A 17939-nucleotide genomic window follows, 5' to 3' on the forward strand; every position below is an offset into this window, starting at 1 on the left:
CCGGGTATGCCAAGCGTCGGGACCCTCCCATACCCAGCCCCGATCCACTAACCCCAGATGTCAAGGAGGACACCATGACTGACGAGAACATCGTTGAAGCACCGCAGCCCGTTGTCGACGTCGCCAATGTGGGCGATTGGAACAAGCTGCTCGAATCCGCCACCACTGATCCCGAAGGATTCTGGGAGGCCGAGGCCCAGGAACTCGAGTGGTCGAAGCCGTGGGACAAGGTTCTGGATCGTTCCGACACTCCGTTCTTCAAGTGGTTCACCGGGGCCAGCACGAACATCGTCACCAATGCGGTGGACCGTCATCTCGATACCGCGCGTCGTAACAAGTTGGCCCTCATCTGGGTCGGTGAGGACACCTCGAAGGTGCGCACCTTCTCGTACTTCTCGTTGGCACGCGAGGTCGAGCAGATGGCCAACATCCTGCTCTCGATGGGCGTGCGCAAGGGTGACGTCGTCACGATCTATCTGCCTCGGATCCCTGAGCTGTTCTTCGCGATGCTGGCCTGCGCCAAGATCGGTGCCGTTCACTCGGTGGTCTTCGCCGGTTATTCCTCGGAGGCCCTCAACGCCCGTATCGACGGTTCGGAGTCCAAGGTTGTCATCACCGCTGACGGGTCGTGGATCAACGGCAAGGTCTTCCCGATGAAGCAGATCGTCGACGATGCGGTGAAGTTCTCACCGACCGTGGAGAACGTCATCGTCGTCAAGAACACGGCCACCGAGGTCACCATGGACCCGACCCGGGACCACTGGTATCACGAGCTGTGCAAGTTGCCGATTGCCAAGGGCAAGTGCCAGACCGTCCAGGTGGACGCCGAGGACCCGTTGTTCATCCTCTACACCTCGGGCTCGACCGGTAAGCCGAAGGGAGTTGTCCACACCCACGGTGGTTACCAGGTGCATTTGTCGGCAACCATGAAGTACTGCATGGACATTCACGAGGAAGATCGCTGGTGGTGCACCGCTGATCCGGGCTGGATCACCGGCACCTCCTACGTCATCTACGCCCCGCTGCTGCGCGGTGCGACCACCTTCATGGCCGAGGGCAGCCCGGTCTTCCCCTACCCGGACGTGTGGTGGCAGCTCATCGAGCACTACGGCATCAACAGCTTGTTCACCGCTCCGACGGCCATCCGCACCTTGATGCGCTTCGGTGACGCCTGGGTGCGCAAGCACGACCTGTCCAGCCTGCGCATCCTCATCAGTGCCGGTGAGCCCCTCAACCCGGAGGCCTGGCAGTGGTTCCACGACGTCGTCGGCGATGGCACGTGCGCCATCATCGACACCTGGTTCCAGACCGAGACCGGTGCCATGCAGCTGACCAGCCTCCCGACGATGCCGAAGAAGCCGGGATCTGCGGGCAAACCCATCCCCGGCCAGGAGGTCGCCGTTGTCGACGAGGAGGGCAAGGAGGTCCCGCCGGGCACCGATGGCTTCCTGGTCCTCAAGAACCCATGGCCGTCGATGCTGCGCACCCTGTATAAGGAGCCGGAGCGTTACGTCGAGACCTACTGGAAGAAGTATCCGGGGGTCTACCTCACCGGCGACTCGGCCAAGATCGACGAGGACGGTTACGTCTGGATCATTGGTCGTACCGACGATGTCATCAAGGTGTCCGGTCATCGCATCGGCACCGCTGAGGTCGAAGCTGCCGTCGGCTCCCACCCGGCCGTCGCCGAGTGCGCCGCGATCGGTCTGCCGCACGAGGTCAAGGGCAATGCGATCCACATGGTCGTCGTGCTCAACACTGGATATGAGCCGTCCAAGGATCTCATCGCCGACATCCGCGGCCACGTCGCCGAGACCCTCTCGCCGATCGCAAAGCCCGACGCCATCGAGTTCGTCGAGAAGTTGCCGAAGACTCGCTCGGGCAAGATCATGCGTCGCGTCCTCAAAGCTCGTGCCTTGGGAGAGGACGAGGGGGACCTGTCGACCCTGGAGGACTGAGCCACTCCATTGACGTGCGAGGGCCGGGACACCATCTGGTGTCCCGGCCCTCGTGATGGTTCTCGACGGCGTAGCTACACCGGAGCACGGTTCCTTAGTCCATGCCAGAGGTCTCCAGGCCCTGCACCAGGTAGCGCTGCAGGACGAGGAAGACAATGACCACCGGCACGATTGCCACCAGAGCGCCGGCGAAGAGCTCGGAGTAGTTGACTCCCTGGCTCGTCATGAACCGACTCAAGGTGAGCTGGACGGTCGTGGTGTTGTCGCGAGCCACCAGCAGCGGCCACAGGAAGGAGTTCCAGGCCCCGATGAAGGTGATCGTCGACACGGCCGCGATGATTCCCTTGGAATTGGGGACGACAATGCGCCACATCGTCGTCCACGGATTGGCTCCGTCGAGGTTCGAAGCCTCCTCCAGCTCCTTGGGGAACTCCAGCAGGGATTGCCGAAACATGTAGGTCGCGAAGGCCGAGAACATCATCGGGATGATGAGGCCACGGTAAGAGTCGATCCACCCGAATCGGGTCGTCATGATGAAACTCGGCACGAAGGTGACAGCGGTCGGTACCATGAGGGTGAGTACCGTCAGACGCAACACCACCGTCTCAGCCTTGCTGCGGAATCTCGCAAGCCCGTAGCCAGCCATGAAACTGACGATGACCGTCAGCACCGTCTGGCCGACGGCCTGCATGGCTGAGTGGACCATCGCCCCAGGCAGGTTGAGGTCAGTGTCGGAGAAGAGATCCCGCAGCACCGAGAAGTCGAGGTTGTCAGGCAACCACTTCCAGTCCGCGGCGACGAAGGCCTCCGAGCTGCTGAAGGCATTGCGGAAGATGACGTAGAAGGGCAGCAGGAAGAGCAGGGCCAGGATGAACAGCACGACGATCTTGAGACCGTGCAAGAAGCTCCCCGAGCGGCCCGTGACCATGTGGGAACGTTCCTCAGCCATCGAACACCTCCTTGCGGTGGGTCTTGGCAGACTGCTTGATGGCCTTCTTCTCGCGACGCTCCTGGCCACTCATGAGCCAATTCTGGGCCAGTCCGAACAGCACGATGATGGCGGTGAGGGTGACGGTCCCGGCGCCACCCATACCGAGATCCTGGTCGGCTCCACCGACGCTGATGAGGTACAGATGCACCAGCGGGGGGCGAGCGTAGGGCGGGTAGGTGCCCGAGGAGGACAACAAGTTGTAGAACTCGTCGAAGGCCTGGAAAGCACCGATGAGCAGCAGCATGAGGACGGCCGCACTCACTCCCCGCAGCTGCGGCATGGTGACGTGACGCAGGGTCGCCCAGCGACCGGCACCGTCAATCGCGGCAGCTTCATAGGTGTCGGTGGGGATGCGGTTGAGACCCGCGATGAGCAGGATCATGTAGTAGCCGACCTGCAGCCACAACCGCAGTGAGATCAGCGCGATCCAGTACCAGTAGCCCACTCCGGACAGCCAGTCGATGTTGCTACCGCCGACCTTGCGCAGCAGGGAGTTTGCCAGGCCGAACCGTGCTCCGTTGAAGAAGCTGAGTCGCCAGACCATTGCCGCGACGACGTAGGAACATGCTGTCGGGATGAAGAAGGAGGAGCGGAAGAAGGCCCGGAACTTGCCGACGTTGTTGAGGGCCAGCGCAAGGGCCAGGGAACAGACGTAGGTGAGCGGAACGATGAAGACCGCGAAGATGATGAAGACCAGCATCGAGTTGCGGAACAGGGTGTCCGACAACAGGTTCTGGTAGTTCGCGAAACCGACGAACTTCGTGGGGGACAGGGTTGCCCGGGCGTCGAAGAATGACAGGTAGGCGCTCCAGATGATCGGGATGTAGACGAAGACCAGCAGCCCGATCAGGAACGGCGCAACGAACAGGGCAAACCAGAGGTTACGCCCCTGGTGCCCCCGAACCCGCTGCCAGAAACTGCGGGTGGGGGGCACCGAGACTGCCGACGAACTCACTTGTTGACGCGCTTGAGCTCGGCCTTGGCCGCCGACTGCACTCCGGCAAAGGCCGACTTCGGGTCTGCACCCTTCTTGACGACGTTCGTGAGCGCGGCGCTGTAGGCGTCGGAGATCTTGGAGGTCCAGAAGAGGCTCGCGGCCTTGCCATGCTTGTCGACCATCTCGGCAGCGGCCTTGCCTGCGCCGTTGTTGATCTGGGAGCACTTGTCGGTGAGGTCAGGCTGAGACGGGATGTGGGTGCCGTAGGAGTTGGCGAAGTCGACCTGCTTGTCGGTCTGATCGACCCACAGCCACTTGGCGTACTTCTTGGCGGCCTCGACGTCGTTGCTCGCTCCCTTGGCGGCGACACAGGAACCGTAGGCGCCGAAGGGCACGGCCTGCTTGCCGGACTTACCGATGGCAGGGAACGGGATGACGCCGAAGTCGTCCTTCCACTTCTTGGAGATGTCGCCCAACGACCACAGGCCGCCCCACTGCATGGCGGTCTCGCCATTGGTGAAGGGGGAGGCGTCGAACCAATCCTTGGAGGCGGCAGTTAGCAGGGCGCCGGACTTGTAGAAGTCGCGGTAAGCGGCGACGGCGTCGAAGAAGGCCTGCTCCATGAAGGCGACGTCAGTATGGTCGTCGTTGAGCTGGTCGAATCCGGAGGCCCAGATGAGAAGGTTGCCGAGCACACCGACGCCACCGTCGTTGCCAGCGAAGAAGCCGCCCATCTCCTTGGTCTTGACGGCCTTGGCAGTCTCGACGAGCTGCTCGAAGGTGGTCGGGGCCGACAGCTTGGCCTTCTCCAGGGCTGACTTGCGGTAGTAGAGCAGCTGCATGTCGACGACCTGCGGGATCGCGTAGATCTTGCCGTCGAGGGTCATGCGATCCAGCACCGGCTTCGAGAACTTGGACTTGGCGTCACCGATGGTGTCGGTGAGATCAACGACCTGACCCTTCTGAATCATGTCGAGGGTGGCGCCGTACTCGGACTCGAAGACATCAGGGATGCCCGATCCGGACAGCAGGGTGGTGCTCAGCAGCTTCATGTAGTCGGTACCGGGGTTCCACTTCACGGTAACCGTGGCGTCCTTGTAATCCTTGGCGTAGCGATTGACGGCCTGCTGGACCCCTTTCTCGCCGTATTCGTGGTACCACTGGACGATTTTTCCGGAGCCACCCGAAGCAGCGCTGGATTTCGAGCCGGTGGAGACGCTACCGGTGTTCGATCCGCATCCGGTTAGGACCGCGGCAGTGGCCAAACCGGCTGATGCGCTGAGGAAGTGACGGCGAGAGAAGATCATGACGGCAGCTTAAACCTCAAACTGTTGAAATTTCACCCGTTGATCGTGGTGTTCGCCATTCGAATAGCTGTGAACTCGTGCGGCTGAGCCGTCTCCGGCCCAGATGGCATCATGCAAGGGCCGCATTCGCACCTTGGACCTCAGGAGGACCATGACTCACGCAAACGGCGACCTGCCACAGCTCCAGGCAGCTGACGGCCCATGGAGCATCTATCTGCACGTGCCGTTCTGTGCGTCCCGGTGCGGATACTGCGACTTCAACACCTATGTGCTCGCAGCCATGGGGGAGGACGCCATCCCTGGTTACCTGGAGGCGGCTCATCGCGAGTTGGACCTCGCTGGGCAGATGTGGAGACGGCGTCCGGCGGTGTCCACCATCTTCTTCGGGGGAGGCACTCCGACGATGCTCACCCCGGCCCAACTGGGAGAGCTCGTCGACCACATCCGTACTGTGTGGGGGATCGACGACGACGCCGAGATCACCACGGAGGCCAACCCGGAAACCCTGGACGAGGATGTGCTCTCTGGGTTGCTCGCAGCCGGGATCAACCGGTTGTCCATGGGAATGCAGTCCTCCGATGAGTTCGTCCTGACGATTCTGGATCGTCGTCATCGGCCCGGGCGTGCCGTGGAGATGGCAAGGCTGGCCCGCCAGGTGGGATTCGACGACGTCAGCCTCGACCTCATCTTCGGCGCCCCCGGGGAGGACCTCGGTTCCTGGCGGTGCAGTCTCGAGGCCGCGCTGTCGGCCGAGCCCGATCACGTCTCCGCCTACTCCCTCATCGTCGAAGAGGGCACCAGGCTGGCAGCGCGCATCCGGCGTGGCGAATTACCGATGACTGACGAGGACGACCTCGCCGACAAGTACCTCATCGCCGAGAAGGCCCTCACCGAGGCAGGGTACGTCAACTACGAGGTGTCGAACTGGGCCCGGTCCCGCGACGGTCATGACCATCGGTGTCGTCACAACATGGCGTACTGGCTGGGACGTGACTGGTGGGGGATTGGTCCTGGAGCCCACTCCCACGTGAACGGGACGAGGTGGTGGAATGTCAAGCATCCCGCCACGTACCGGGGCAGGCTGGCCGAGGGTCGTCTGCCCGTCGAGGACCATGAGGTCCTCGACGCGGAGCAGCGTCACGAGGAGACGGTGCTGCTGCAGCTGCGTCTGGCTGACGGGTTGCCGTTGTCCCAGCTGACAGAGGTGGAACGTCACCGGGCTGACCACGTCGTGGAGCAGGGACTTGGGGCGATCCGAGGCGGTCACCTGGTACTCAACCTGTCCGGGCGAATGGTGGCAGACAGGATCATCACGGATCTGTTGGTGTGAGGCCATTGCGCGGGTGGTCATGCCGAGTGGGTCATTTCAGCTGGTGATGCACGGCTTGTCGTCATAGCCATGCGTGGCAATACAGTGGCTACCGTGATCGACCGGTATTCCCACGACGTCCTCGCAAGCGGCTGGCGCACCTCTCACATGAAGAAAAGCGTCGACATGCCATTGGAACTCGACATGGTTGTCGAGGATCCATCGAGCGGATACGTCGGGGCCGTCGTCGCGTGGCAGAACGGCTTGGTCGTGCTCGAGGATCGCAAGGGCAAGCGCAAGTCCTTCCCCATCGGTCCGGGTTTCTGGGTGGACGGCAAGCCCGTCAATCTGTGCATTCCCCCTCGTCAGGGCAGTGCCAGCATCAAACACACGGCGTCGGGGTCCGTTGCCGGAGCGGCTGGGCCAGCTCGCGTTGCCCTTCCCAGCCGCATCTACGTCGAGGGTCGTCACGACGCCGAACTCGTCGAGAAGATCTGGGGAGACGACCTGCGCCACGTCGGGGTCGTCGTGGAATACATGGGCGGTATGGACGACCTGGTCGGAATCGTCGCCGAGTTCAAGCCGGGCCCTGGGCATCGACTGGGAGTGCTCGTCGACCATCTCGTTGCCGGAACCAAGGAATCCCGCGTGGCTGACGAGGTGAGACGCGGCGGATATGGCGAGTACGTCATGATCACCGGACACCGGTTCATCGACATCTGGCAGGCCATCAAGCCCGAGCGGATCGGACGGAAGGGGTGGCCGGAGGTTCCGATGGACGAGGACTTCAAGCTCGGCACCCTGAAACGTCTCGGCCTGCCACACTCCACCCAGGCCGACGTGGGCAAGGCCTGGCAGGCCATGTTGAAGAGGGTGCGTGACTGGCACGACCTGGATCCACGGTTCAACACCGAGATGGAGAAACTCATCGACTTCGTCACCTGTGACCACGTCGACGAGCTGGACGATGAGGAGACGGCATGAGTATCGATGCCGAGACGGTCTGCGACCTCATCCGGGACGTCAGTGCCAGGATCATCGATCCGCGGTTCCGGTCCTTGCATGATCATCAGATCCACCAGAAGAAGCCCGGAGACTTCGTCACCGACGCCGATCGTCAGGCCGAGAAGGAGCTTGGCGCGGCGCTGACCAAGCACGCCGGTGGAGTCGTCGTCGGGGAGGAGTCCGCCTTTGCCGACCCGACCATCCTCGACGCCGTTCCGGGCGCCGACCTGGCGTGGGTCATCGATCCCATCGATGGCACGAAGAACTTCGTCCACGGATCGGTGGACCACGGGGTCATGCTCGCTCAACTCATTCGTGGCGAAACGGTGAGGGCCTGGATCTGGCAGCCCCAGTACGGCCACATGTGGTGTGCCGAGCGCGGTGCCGGGGTCACCTGCGACGGTCAGGCGGTGACCCGCGACGGGTCCCGCATCCCGGTTCGCGCCGCGACGACCCACGAGGCTTACAAGATCGCCTCACCACAGGTGGAGTGGCGGATGTCGAAGTGGTGCTGCGCGGTGGACTACCCACTGATCTGCCTGGGGGAGAACGACGTCACCGCCTATCAGCACTCCCACCCGTGGGATCACCTGCCTGGCGCCCTCATGGTGCGCGAGCTCGGCGGGGTCGTTCGGACTGTCGACGGGGCCGAGTACGGGCCTCGCGAGATGTCGGGAACACTCGTCGTCGCAGCCGACGAGGATGCCTACCGGGTAGTTGCTGAACTGCTGCGCTGAGCTAGCCGTGCGGGGCCGGGCCCGCATCAGGCCGGCTGGGGAGGAACGTGCCTGGTCACCGGGGTGAGCGGGATCTCGACGGGGACTCTCTCGGCGAGCGCGGCGCGCTGCTTCATGACGGCGGTCGCATCGATCGGGTGCCCGTGGCCAGGTACGTAGACGCCTACACCATCGGTGCCGGTGATAACCGAGTCAATGGCGCGCGGCCAGCCTCGGACATCGGTCGTCTCGTCGGACTGTGGCTCTCCTGCGGTCTCCACCAGGTCCCCGACGAAGGTCACCTTCTCGTCGCGGACGATGACGACGAGGTCTCCGTCGGTGTGGGCCGGACCAGGGTGGATGACCTCGGCGCCGATGCCGCCCAGGTCGACATAGGCCATCAGCGCGATGGGATGGTCGACCCAGAGATCAGGGCAGTGAGCCAGAGCGGCCTCATGCATCCAGGTCTCAGCCCCGTCAATCCCAGGGAGTCCGCCGCTGTGGTCATAATGATGGTGGGTGACGACGACCCGATCAACCGGACGACCTAGCATGCATGCCGCCGACATCGCCAGGGCGTGTCCCTGTTCAGGAGCCGAGCCGGTGTCGATGAGGAGGACATGATCGTCACCGGCGACCAGTCCGCAGGTGACGGCTTCCGGTTTGATGACGGTCGTCCATACCCGGGCAGTGAGAGCGGACCACCGGGGAGTCTCGGGATTCGTCGACATGATCACCAGTGTGGCACGTCCCGAGGCGTGCGCTGCCAGCGAGAGAGGCAGAAGGACGTCAGGTGAACGCGATAAGGTGGCACTCGGCACCTGAGAGTGCCAAAGTGGGACTTGTACCCGATGGGATCGCGTGAGGAGGGATTGTGCTCGACGACCGCAAGCTCGACGTGCTCAAGGCCATCGTCACCGATTACGTCTCCAGTAAGGAGCCGGTGGGTTCCAAGGCGTTGGTGGAACGCCACGGGCTTCGGGTGTCCCCGGCAACCGTTCGCAATGACATGGCCGTCCTGGAGGAGGAGGGGTACGTCACCCACCCCCACACCAGCGCCGGTCGTATCCCGACGGACAAGGGGTATCGCCTCTTCGTCGACCGGATCGCCACCCTCAAACCGCTGTCCGGGCCAGAGCGCCGGGCCATCCAGGCCTTCATGACCGGAGCCGTCGACCTCGATGACATCGTGCGTCGCACGGTGCGACTGCTCGCCCAGATCACTCACCAGGTCGCCATCATGCAGTATCCGGTGGCGACGACGGCGACGATCCGTCACCTCGAGTTGGTGAGCCTGTCGACCGACCGCATCCTCATCGTCCTCATCATGTCCTCGGGGTCGGTGGAGCAGCGGATCGTGGAGCTTCCCGGTCACGACGAGCAGAATCTTGTCGCCCTTCGTACCCGGCTCAACCAGGCCCTCGTCGGTCTGACGGTGGCAGAGGCCGTCGACTCCCTCAATCGGCTTCTTGACGAACTCGGGCCGGCTGAGGGGCCGCGCGCGACCTCCGTCGTCGCGACGGTCCTGGAGATCCTCGCCGTCGACCCATCTGCCCGCGTGGTGGTCGCCGGGGTTCCTAATCTCACCGCATTCGGTGCACAGTGGGAGACGACGGTGCGTCCGGTCTTGGAGGCTCTCGAGGAGCAGGTCGTCCTGATGCGACTGCTCGGCGAGGCCACCGCTGGAGAAGCCGGTGAGGTCACGGTGCGTATTGGTGCCGAGAACACTGACGTGCCCTTCCAGTCCACCTCACTGGTGGCAAGCACATACGGATCCGACGATACCCTGTCGAGCCTCGGCGTGGTCGGACCCACCCGAATGGACTACCCCTCAACCATGGCAGCCGTGCGAGCCGTGGCCCGTTATGTGGGCCGGTTCCTGGCAGAAGGATGATCCTTGAGCAACGACTACTACGAGATTCTCGGTGTTTCCCACGATGCGAGCGCCGACGAGATCAAGAAGGCTTATCGCCGCAAGGCCATGAAACTCCACCCCGATGTGGCCGGACCGGGATCCGAGGACGAGTTCAAGAAGGTCCAGGAGGCCTATGAGGTGCTCCAGGATCCGCAGAAACGCGCCGTCTTCGACCGTGGTGGCGACCCGAATGCCCGCATGGGCGGATTCGGGGAGGGAGGATTCAGCAGCGCTGGATTCGACTTCACCAACCTCGTTGACGCCATGTTCGGTGGTGGAACCTCCTTCGGTGGTGGCGGACGTGGGCCACGCTCACGGACCCGGCGAGGTCAGGACGCCCTGGTGCGGATGCGCCTGAGCCTGGCCGAGGCGGTGTTCGGCGTCACCAAGCCGCTGGAGGTCGACACCGCAGTTGTGTGTCCCAAGTGTCAGGGCAAGGGGGCCGAGTCCGGCTCCGAGCCCGTCACCTGCAACACCTGTCAGGGACGTGGTGAGGTCATCACGGTGCAGCGTTCCTTCCTGGGCGACATTCGCACCAGCCAGCCCTGCCCGACCTGCCGTGGTTACGGCACGGTCATCCCGGATCCGTGTCAGGAGTGCTCCGGTGAGGGACGAGTGCGCACCACCCGCACCATCAACGTCAAGATTCCTGCCGGTGTTGCCGACGGCAACCGGATCCACCTGGATTCACAGGGAGAGGTGGGGCCCGGTGGTGGCCCAGCAGGTGACCTGTACATCGAGATGACGATCAGCCCGCACGAGGTCTTCACCCGCGAGGGTGACAACCTCGAGATGGTCGTCACGATCCCGATGACGGCGGCTGCGCTGGGAACCAAGGTTCCGGTGCACACCCTCGAGGCCGATCGCGAGGACTTCGAGGAGTCCCAGAAATCGGTCAGCGTCGAGGTGCCGGCAGGAACCCAGTCGGGAACCCGCATCGTCGTGCCTGAGCGGGGAGTGCCGAGGCTGCGTCGTGGCGGTCGGGGCGACCTGGGCGTCACCTTCATCGTTCAGACACCGACCAAGCTCGACTCCCACCAGAAGGACCTGCTGCGCCAGTTGGCCGAGGCCCGCGGGGAGACCAAGGTGGCGGCGTCCGTGGAGAAGTCGGGTGGACACGGCATGTTCTCCCGCATCAAGGAAGCCTTCGGCGGATGAGTGACGCCTGCTTCCTCGGGGAGGTTTCCGGGGCCACGCCCGGGTCGGTGGTCGAGATCACCGGTGCGGAAGGCCACCACGCCGGTTCGGTGCGCCGCATTCGGATGGGAGAGTCCGTCCTCGTCACCGACGGCGTGGGCCATGCGGTGCGCGGACCTGCCGTCGAGGTGACGAAGGGATCCGTGAGCGTCGAGGTGACCGAGGTGCTCGAGGCCCCTGTCACGGCTCACCGTTGGGTTGCCGTCCAGGCCCTGCCGAAAACCGACCGCGCTGAGCTTGCGGTGGCAACCCTCACCGAGATGGGGGTTCACGAGATCTTGGCCTGGCAGGCCGATCGCAGCATCGTGCGCTGGAAAGGCGACAGGCAGGCCAAGGGTGTGGCGAAGTGGCAGGCGGCTGCCCGCGAGGCCACCAAGCAGTCACGACGATTCCTCGTTCCCCAGGTTGAGCTGGCGCAGACCAAGGATGTGGTTGAGAGGATTCGCGATGCTGACGCTGCCTATGTGCTCCACGAGTCGGCCACCGAGCCGCTGGTGAACCAGGACCTGCCCGAGTCTGGTGAGGTGATCGTCATCGTCGGGCCTGAGGGCGGCATCACCGACCAGGAAGTCGAGTCCTTCGTGGCTGCCGGGGCTCATCCGGTGATCGTGTCTGATGGGGTCCTGCGGACCTCGACGGCTGGCGTGGTCGGACTGGCCCAGTTACGGGCCATAGCCGACCTCACCGCCTGCGGATGAGAATTTAACGGAGCCGGTCAGGGCTCGACGGTTACTTTGATGGCCTCGCCCTTGGCGACGATGTCGAAGACCGTCATGACGTCATCGAGTTTCACGTGTCGGGTGATGAGGTCCTTGACCGGAACCCGTCCCGACGCGATGTACTGCAAGGCGCGCTTGTTGTGCTCGGGGGCTGAACCGTTCGCGCCATGGATATGGAGTTGACGGTAGTGGACCAGATTCGAGTCACAGGTGATCGTCGGGTTGGTTTTCGGTAGTCCGCCGAAGAATGAGATACGGCCGTTTCGAGCTGCCATTGACAAAGCTTGCTCCTGAGTAATGTTAGCTGGGGTAGCTGTGATAACGACATCAGCACCTCGGCCATCGGTAAGGTCCATGATCTTGGCGACGACATTTTCTTGTGAACCGTCAATGGTGACGTCGGGTTTGACAGCAGCGGCCGACATAGCGAGGCGTTCGGCATTGATGTCGATCATGACGATAGTGCCGGCCTTGTGCACGCCGCGTGCGATGCGGGTATGCATACAGCCGATTGGGCCGGCACCGAAGATGACGACGAAATCACCTTCTTCGATGCCAAGTTGTTCTTGGGCGTTGATAGCGCACGCGAAGGGTTCGGCAGCACTGGCCTCATCGAAATCGACGCCGTCGGGGATGCGATTGAGACCGTCTACCCTGAGCACCTCCGGCGGGATAACCATATATTCGGCGAAGCCACCGTCGTATTGGTATCCGATACTGGTCTGGTTCTGGCAGACCTGCATCCATCCCTTTCGGCACTCGTGGCATTCGCCGCATGGGACCGCAGCAATCGATTGAACTCGGTCACCGATCTTCCATCCTTCAGCCACTTTCGAGCCAATCTCGACGATCTCACCGGCAACCTCGTGTCCCATGGTCGTGACTCGAGTGATGTTCTGGTGACCGTTGTGGAGGATCTTGACGTCGGTGCCACAGGTGGAGCAATTGCGAACCTTGATTTTGATCTCGTCAGGTTTGCACTCTGGTTCGGGAATGTCTTCGAGACGAACGTCCTCGGGTGCGCGGAACCTCAATGCCTTCATGATGTGTGCCTTTCTATGATGTGGTTTTACGCCTGCTGGGAAGTGAGAAGACGGAGTACTTCGTCGGCGGATGACGCCTCACGAAGTTGGCGGGCGGTTTCAGCATTGGACAAGAGTCTTGCGAGGGTCGCCATGATCTCGAGGTGCTCGTCGCTCGACGATGCGATGGGAATGACGACGGTGCAGGTGTTCCCATCCCATTCAACTCCCTCGGGGAACTGAAGAAAGCCCAGGGTGGCCTTGCCAATGTGATTGCGGACTTCATTGATGCCGTGGGGAATCGCGACTCCCGCGCCCATGTAGGTGGAGATCTGGTCTTCTCGGGCGAGCATGCCCTTGACGTAGACATCGTCTGCGGCACCTTCGTCAATGAGTACCTGGCCAGCCATGGTGATGGCCTCCTCCTTGCTCGCGGCGTGTTGTCCTAGACGGATGGCGTCTCGGGGCAGCACGCTGGTGGCGACATGGGTGCTAGAGGGCCTGTCTGCGGTCGACGTCTGGGGGAGTTTTTCGTCGTCAGCAGTCCCTGGTGCACCGTGAGCGGCGCGGATTTCAGCCTCGACGCGATCGAAAGCAGGATCGTTCATGTAATTCGTAAACGCGACGACACGGGCGCCCGGGGCGCGCTTGTGAGCGCGGTCAACGAGCCCTTGCTGGGTGAGAATGAGTGATGCGTCTGGGGGAATTTGGTCGATGGCCGTGTGGGCGACGTTGATCCCATATGGCGACAACCTCTTTTTCATGGCGGACGCGACCATTACCGAGGAACCCATACCGGCGTCACAGGCGATGACGACTTCGGAGATGTCAGTAAGTGGTGCTGCGGCACTGGCTGGGGCGGCGCTAACGACGTTCCGGTCCTGATCCTCAGCGACGGTGTCGCCCTTGTCATGATCCTTGCGGATAACCAACATTGCCACAATGAAGGAGACGACGGTTGCAATTAGGAAATCGGCAATCATGGCCACGTAGTGTCCAGGCTGACACATGAGGAACCACGCAATGATTGACCCCGGGGAGGCAGGTGCAACGAGGCCAGCGTGAAGGGCGACGCCGACGGCTAGACCACTCATACCGCCGGCAATGGTGGCGAGAATCGTCTTGGGCTTCATGAGCACGTATGGGAAGAAGATCTCGTGAATACCGCCAAAGAGGTGGATGATGATGGCGCCCGGAGTCGATTGACGGATCTGGCGGGAACCGAAGAACTGGTAGGCAAGTAGAAGGCCGAGGCCGGGGCCAGGATTCGACTCGACCATGAAAAGAATCGAACGCCCGGTGGTGTGAGCCTCTTGGGTGCCCAACGGAGTGAAGATGCCATGGTTAACGGCGTTATTGAGGAAAAGAACTTTCGCTGGCTCGACGAGGACAGATGCGAGCGGCAGCAAACCGTGGTGGACGAGGAATCCAACCCCGGTGGCCAACCAACCCATGAGGGTAGACACGATCGGCTCGACGCCCACGTGCCCGATAATTGCTAGGACCATGCCGAGGATGCCAATCTCAAAGTTGTCCACGAGCATCTCGAACCCGGAGTGAATTCGACCTTTGAGGAGCTTGTCCACTTGTTTGAGCAGCCACGCGGCGAACGGGCCCATCACCATTGCGCCAAGAAACATCGTGATGTCGGCACCCACGACGACGCCCATTGTGGCGATCGCGCCGATGACTCCACCACGTGTCCCATTGACGATCTTGCCACCGGTGTAGCCGATGAGTACGGGAAGCAGATAAGTCAGGGTCGGACCGACGAGCTTGGCGAGGGTTGCGTTGGGAGCCCACCCCGTCTCGATGAAGAGGGCCGTTAACAAACCCCAGGCGATAAACGCCCCGATATTCGGCATAATCATGCCGGCCAGGAAGCCTCCGAATCGTTGGACGGAGGCACGTACGCTGCGTCCCTGCAGGTTCTTATTGACCGTCGCATCAGGTAATGACATCGGAACTCCAGTGTGCTCAGCTGCCAGCATCGGCAGGATCCCCATCGATCTGTGAACAAGTCTGGATCTATCTGTTTGTGTTGTCAAGGAGTTGGGTTGTGTTGGTTTCTTGGGGGTATAAACCACGGGGTCGGACAGATGACATCTGTCCGACCCCGTTGATGTACGTCGCTTTCAGGGCGAAACGTCACTTAGCGCCATCAAGAGCGACGACGAGCAGGCCACCGATGAGACCAAGGTTCTTGAAGAACTGGATCTGCTCACCGGTCTTCTCGTCGCCATTCTTCTCCCAGAAGGGATGTCCGGCGAGGGTCACGGGGACGAGCTGGGCGGTCAGGATGGTGGCGGCCAGACGCGGCTTGATTCCGAGGGCCAGCAGGGAACCGGCTGTCAGCATGGTGCCGCCGCTGACCTTGACCAGCAGTGAGGGGTCAACCTCAGCAATCTGAGAGCGGACCGATTCGGGCAGCTTCTCGAGCAGCCCGTCAACAGCGCCGGAGAGCTGATCGGCATTCTTGAACTCGGCGAGGCCCCCGGTGACGAAGATGGCCGACAGGGCGGAACGGGCGGTGAACTTGGCAAGGGACATGAATCCTCCTGACTACTAGGTGCTACTTCCATCGTGCCCCATCAAGGCTCGCTTGGGTGGTCACGTTCGCGTTTAGGTGACGAATCCACTTCTTTTCATGGTGGCAACTCAAGGACGATGGCGGCCATGGACGAGTGATTCGTGGGTGAACACCGGGGGGATCAGTGGGTCAGTGCCAGGGCCAGCGGCAGGACAGGGCCTGACCCAGCTCGTCTCAACGATCGTGCGGCGACAGTCATCGTCCATCGACTGGAGATGACGTCATCGACGAGGAGAACCGGGGCACCCCCGAGGTGTGACAGGCGTGACATGAGCTGCGGACCGACGCTGAAACGGTTGTGTACGTCGCGAAGGCGGTAGGCCGAATTCGTCGATGAATTGAGTCGTGGTGCATTCTCTGCGAGATCGAGCCCGCCAAGGTCCTGGAGGTGGCCGACCCGGGCAAGTCCCGAGGCCAGAGAGTCGATGAGGTGAGGTCGAGTGGCGGATGGCACTCGGACCACAGCGGTCGGACGATGCACCCATTCCCACTCGGCCAGTACTCGGACACAGGCCTTGGCCAGTGCCGGGGTGATCTCGGCGTCGATGGGGACGCCGTCGGCGTCGTTGCGAAGCAGGTCTCTCAGCGGCCCACCCCAGCCCAGATCGGAGAGCCTGGCGATGACGCGGCCCTCCTCGGCCGTCTCGTCGGCGCTGATCCGACCCTTGAGCCCAACTCCCAGGGTGTCCATTCCCGATGGCCACGTCGTGCGAGGCTCCACAGGTACGCCTACCCGGTCCAGGGCGGCCGTCGCCGAGGATGATGCTGTTGGGTCAACCTTCGTCGGATACCACGGTCCGGTGCAGACATCGCAACGACCGCAGGGAGCGGGTGAGGGGTCGTCGAGCTGACCGGTGAGGAAGACCATCCGGCAGGTGTCCAGCCGTTCGTAAGTGAGCATGGCCTGCTGCTCATCGCGTCGCGCCTGGGAGATCCGCTCGTAGCGCTCGGTGTCATGGATCCACGGCTTTCCGGTCGCCCGCCAACCACCACGAACCTTTTCGACCGCCCCATCGACCGCCATCACCTTGAGCAGCAGATCGAGCTGACTGCGTTTGATGTCAACACGGGCTTCCAACGCCGGCACCGACAGCACCTGACCGTTGGACAGTGCTCCCAGGGTGGTGTCGGTACGTTCCTGGGTAGGCATGGATGCGGTTGCGAAGTAGGTCCATATCCCCTGGTCCTCAGGACCCGGAAGCAGCAGGACGTCAGCGTTCTCAGTGGCGCGACCGGCTCGACCGATCTGTTGGTAGTAGGCGATGGGGGAGCTGGGTGCTCCCAGATGAACCACGAACCCCAGATCGGGCTTGTCGAACCCCATGCCAAGAGCACTCGTCGCGACGAGTGCTTTCACCTGGTTGTCGCGCAGAGCCTCCTCGAGGGCTGCTCTTTCCTCGGGGTCCGTGCGTCCGGTGTAGGTGCGTACCTGGTGCCCGGCCTCGACCAGTGCTCGTGCGGTGTCCTCCGCCGTGGAGATCGTCAGGCAGTAGATGATCCCGGACCCCGGCAGCTCACCCAAGTGCTGCACGAGCCAGGCCAGGCGGTCGGCCGGCCTGGACAGGTTGAGCACTCCTAAGCGTAGGGAGGCTCGGGCCAGGGGTCCGCGCAATACGAAGACGTCATGACGATCACGAGCCGGTGCGATCTGTTCGGCGACGTCCTGGACGACCCGCGAGTTGGCGGTGGCAGTCGTCGCCAGCACCGGGATGTCGTCGGGCAGTGCCGAGACGAGATCACGGATGCGTCGATAATCGGGTCGGAAGTCGTGGCCCCAGTCGGAGATGCAGTGAGCCTCGTCAATGACGAGCATCCCGAGGCGTCTCACCAGATCAGGCAATTGCTCATTGGCGAATTGTGGATTGACGAGTCGTTCCGGAGACACCAGCAGGACGTCGACCTCGTCAGCATCGAGCCGCTGGATGATCTCGGCCCACTCGGTGACATTGGCCGAGGAGATCGCGGCGGCCCTTACCCCAGCGCGCTCCGCTGCAGCCACTTGGTCGCGCATGAGGGCGATGAGAGGGGAGACGATGAGGGTCGGCCCTGAACCCGTGGCACGCTGAAGCAGGGTGGCGACAAAGTAAACCGCCGACTTTCCCCAGCCGGTGCGCTGGACGACGAGCGCTCGACGATGATGGGCGACGAGAGCTTCGATGGCCTCCCACTGTCCGGGGTGGAACTCGGCATCATCACGACCGACGAGCCGGCGCAAGATTGCCAGTCCGCGGCTGTGCAGGTCGCGGTCCGGTGTCTCAGACGTTGTCGTCATG

At 62.6% G+C, this 17939-nt stretch carries 15 protein-coding genes; 7 read left to right on the plus strand and 8 right to left on the minus strand.

Features of this window, described 5'->3' with window-relative positions:
• Positions 1-74 precede the first annotated feature (74 nt).
• Positions 75-1958, plus strand: coding sequence for an acetate--CoA ligase (acs, locus tag AC6I1W_RS07240; RefSeq protein WP_270235878.1), 1884 nt, complete (start codon positions 75-77; stop codon positions 1956-1958).
• A 94-nt stretch (positions 1959-2052) separates the two neighbouring features.
• Here the strand turns inward: acs and AC6I1W_RS07245 are convergent, their stop codons facing one another.
• From AC6I1W_RS07245 to AC6I1W_RS07255, 3 genes are read right to left on the minus strand one after another with little or no spacing between them, the layout of a single operon-like run.
• The gene (locus AC6I1W_RS07245; protein ID WP_270235880.1) at positions 2053-2907 is read right to left on the minus strand and encodes a carbohydrate ABC transporter permease; all 855 of its coding nucleotides are present in this window, start codon (positions 2905-2907) and stop codon (positions 2053-2055) included.
• Positions 2900-3904, minus strand: a complete 1005-nt coding sequence (locus tag AC6I1W_RS07250) for a carbohydrate ABC transporter permease (RefSeq protein WP_270235882.1) — start codon at positions 3902-3904, stop codon at positions 2900-2902. The genes AC6I1W_RS07245 and AC6I1W_RS07250 overlap by 8 nt, the downstream gene beginning before the upstream one ends.
• Positions 3901-5193 carry an ABC transporter substrate-binding protein gene (locus AC6I1W_RS07255; protein ID WP_270235884.1) on the minus strand — a complete coding sequence of 431 codons (1293 nt, stop codon included), beginning with the start codon at positions 5191-5193 and terminating at the stop codon, positions 3901-3903. Before AC6I1W_RS07255 ends, AC6I1W_RS07250 begins: the two co-directional genes overlap by 4 nt.
• A gap of 151 nt (positions 5194-5344) precedes the next feature.
• Between AC6I1W_RS07255 and hemW the strand changes: the two genes are divergently transcribed.
• The 3 genes from hemW to AC6I1W_RS07270 all read left to right on the plus strand — a co-directional run bounded on the left by hemW (position 5345) and on the right by AC6I1W_RS07270 (position 8244).
• The gene (gene hemW / locus AC6I1W_RS07260; protein ID WP_117189541.1) at positions 5345-6523 is read left to right on the plus strand and encodes a radical SAM family heme chaperone HemW; all 1179 of its coding nucleotides are present in this window, start codon (positions 5345-5347) and stop codon (positions 6521-6523) included.
• Between the two features lie 84 nt (positions 6524-6607).
• Positions 6608-7486, plus strand: coding sequence for a DUF3097 domain-containing protein (locus AC6I1W_RS07265; RefSeq protein ID WP_171048644.1), 879 nt, complete (start codon positions 6608-6610; stop codon positions 7484-7486).
• Positions 7483-8244, plus strand: a complete 762-nt coding sequence (locus tag AC6I1W_RS07270) for an inositol monophosphatase family protein (protein WP_004811680.1) — start codon at positions 7483-7485, stop codon at positions 8242-8244. Before AC6I1W_RS07265 ends, AC6I1W_RS07270 begins: the two co-directional genes overlap by 4 nt.
• A gap of 26 nt (positions 8245-8270) precedes the next feature.
• Here AC6I1W_RS07270 and AC6I1W_RS07275 read toward each other — a convergent pair whose 3' ends face one another.
• On the minus strand, positions 8271-8954 hold the full coding sequence (locus AC6I1W_RS07275) for an MBL fold metallo-hydrolase (RefSeq protein WP_117189616.1): 684 nt from the start codon (positions 8952-8954) through the stop codon (positions 8271-8273).
• Positions 8955-9097: 143 nt separating this feature from the next.
• Between AC6I1W_RS07275 and hrcA the strand changes: the two genes are divergently transcribed.
• The 3 genes from hrcA to AC6I1W_RS07290 are packed head-to-tail and all read left to right on the plus strand — an operon-like array spanning position 9098 to position 12033.
• Positions 9098-10117 carry a heat-inducible transcriptional repressor HrcA gene (gene hrcA / locus AC6I1W_RS07280; protein WP_004811678.1) on the plus strand — a complete coding sequence of 340 codons (1020 nt, stop codon included), beginning with the start codon at positions 9098-9100 and terminating at the stop codon, positions 10115-10117.
• A gap of 3 nt (positions 10118-10120) precedes the next feature.
• Entirely contained in the window at positions 10121-11296 is a 1176-nt protein-coding gene (dnaJ, locus tag AC6I1W_RS07285; RefSeq protein ID WP_117189543.1) for a molecular chaperone DnaJ, read from the plus strand.
• Entirely contained in the window at positions 11293-12033 is a 741-nt protein-coding gene (locus AC6I1W_RS07290; RefSeq protein ID WP_117189544.1) for a 16S rRNA (uracil(1498)-N(3))-methyltransferase, read from the plus strand. Before dnaJ ends, AC6I1W_RS07290 begins: the two co-directional genes overlap by 4 nt.
• Positions 12034-12050: 17 nt before the next feature.
• Here the strand turns inward: AC6I1W_RS07290 and AC6I1W_RS07295 are convergent, their stop codons facing one another.
• The 4 genes from AC6I1W_RS07295 to AC6I1W_RS07310 form a co-directional block, all read right to left on the minus strand.
• Positions 12051-13097: a zinc-dependent dehydrogenase gene (locus AC6I1W_RS07295; protein WP_069101535.1), complete on the minus strand. Its 1047-nt coding sequence runs from the start codon at positions 13095-13097 to the stop codon at positions 12051-12053.
• Between the two features lie 26 nt (positions 13098-13123).
• The gene (locus AC6I1W_RS07300) at positions 13124-15037 is read right to left on the minus strand and encodes a PTS mannitol transporter subunit IICBA (protein ID WP_171048633.1); all 1914 of its coding nucleotides are present in this window, start codon (positions 15035-15037) and stop codon (positions 13124-13126) included.
• Positions 15038-15224: 187 nt separating this feature from the next.
• The gene (locus tag AC6I1W_RS07305) at positions 15225-15626 is read right to left on the minus strand and encodes a DoxX family protein (RefSeq protein WP_270235892.1); all 402 of its coding nucleotides are present in this window, start codon (positions 15624-15626) and stop codon (positions 15225-15227) included.
• Between the two features lie 161 nt (positions 15627-15787).
• Positions 15788-17938: a RecQ family ATP-dependent DNA helicase gene (locus tag AC6I1W_RS07310; RefSeq protein WP_270235894.1), complete on the minus strand. Its 2151-nt coding sequence runs from the start codon at positions 17936-17938 to the stop codon at positions 15788-15790.
• Position 17939 lies beyond the last annotated feature (1 nt).

The organism is Cutibacterium sp. KB22876 (genome assembly GCF_059728865.1).

Bases quoted from the DNA above. Each gene is read 5' to 3' on its own strand.
- hemW (WP_117189541.1), top strand. From the start codon at position 5,345: ATGACTCACGCAAACGGCGACCTGCCACAGCTCCAGGCAGCTGACGGC.
- acs (WP_270235878.1), top strand. From the start codon at position 75: ATGACTGACGAGAACATCGTTGAAGCACCGCAGCCCGTTGTCGACGTC.
- AC6I1W_RS07300 (WP_171048633.1), bottom strand. From the start codon at position 15,037: ATGTCATTACCTGATGCGACGGTCAATAAGAACCTGCAGGGACGCAGC.
- AC6I1W_RS07305 (WP_270235892.1), bottom strand. From the start codon at position 15,626: ATGTCCCTTGCCAAGTTCACCGCCCGTTCCGCCCTGTCGGCCATCTTC.
- AC6I1W_RS07275 (WP_117189616.1), bottom strand. From the start codon at position 8,954: ATGTCGACGAATCCCGAGACTCCCCGGTGGTCCGCTCTCACTGCCCGG.
- AC6I1W_RS07295 (WP_069101535.1), bottom strand. From the start codon at position 13,097: ATGAAGGCATTGAGGTTCCGCGCACCCGAGGACGTTCGTCTCGAAGAC.
- AC6I1W_RS07245 (WP_270235880.1), bottom strand. From the start codon at position 2,907: ATGGCTGAGGAACGTTCCCACATGGTCACGGGCCGCTCGGGGAGCTTC.
- AC6I1W_RS07255 (WP_270235884.1), bottom strand. From the start codon at position 5,193: ATGATCTTCTCTCGCCGTCACTTCCTCAGCGCATCAGCCGGTTTGGCC.
- AC6I1W_RS07290 (WP_117189544.1), top strand. From the start codon at position 11,293: ATGAGTGACGCCTGCTTCCTCGGGGAGGTTTCCGGGGCCACGCCCGGG.
- AC6I1W_RS07310 (WP_270235894.1), bottom strand. From the start codon at position 17,938: ATGACGACAACGTCTGAGACACCGGACCGCGACCTGCACAGCCGCGGA.
- AC6I1W_RS07270 (WP_004811680.1), top strand. From the start codon at position 7,483: ATGAGTATCGATGCCGAGACGGTCTGCGACCTCATCCGGGACGTCAGT.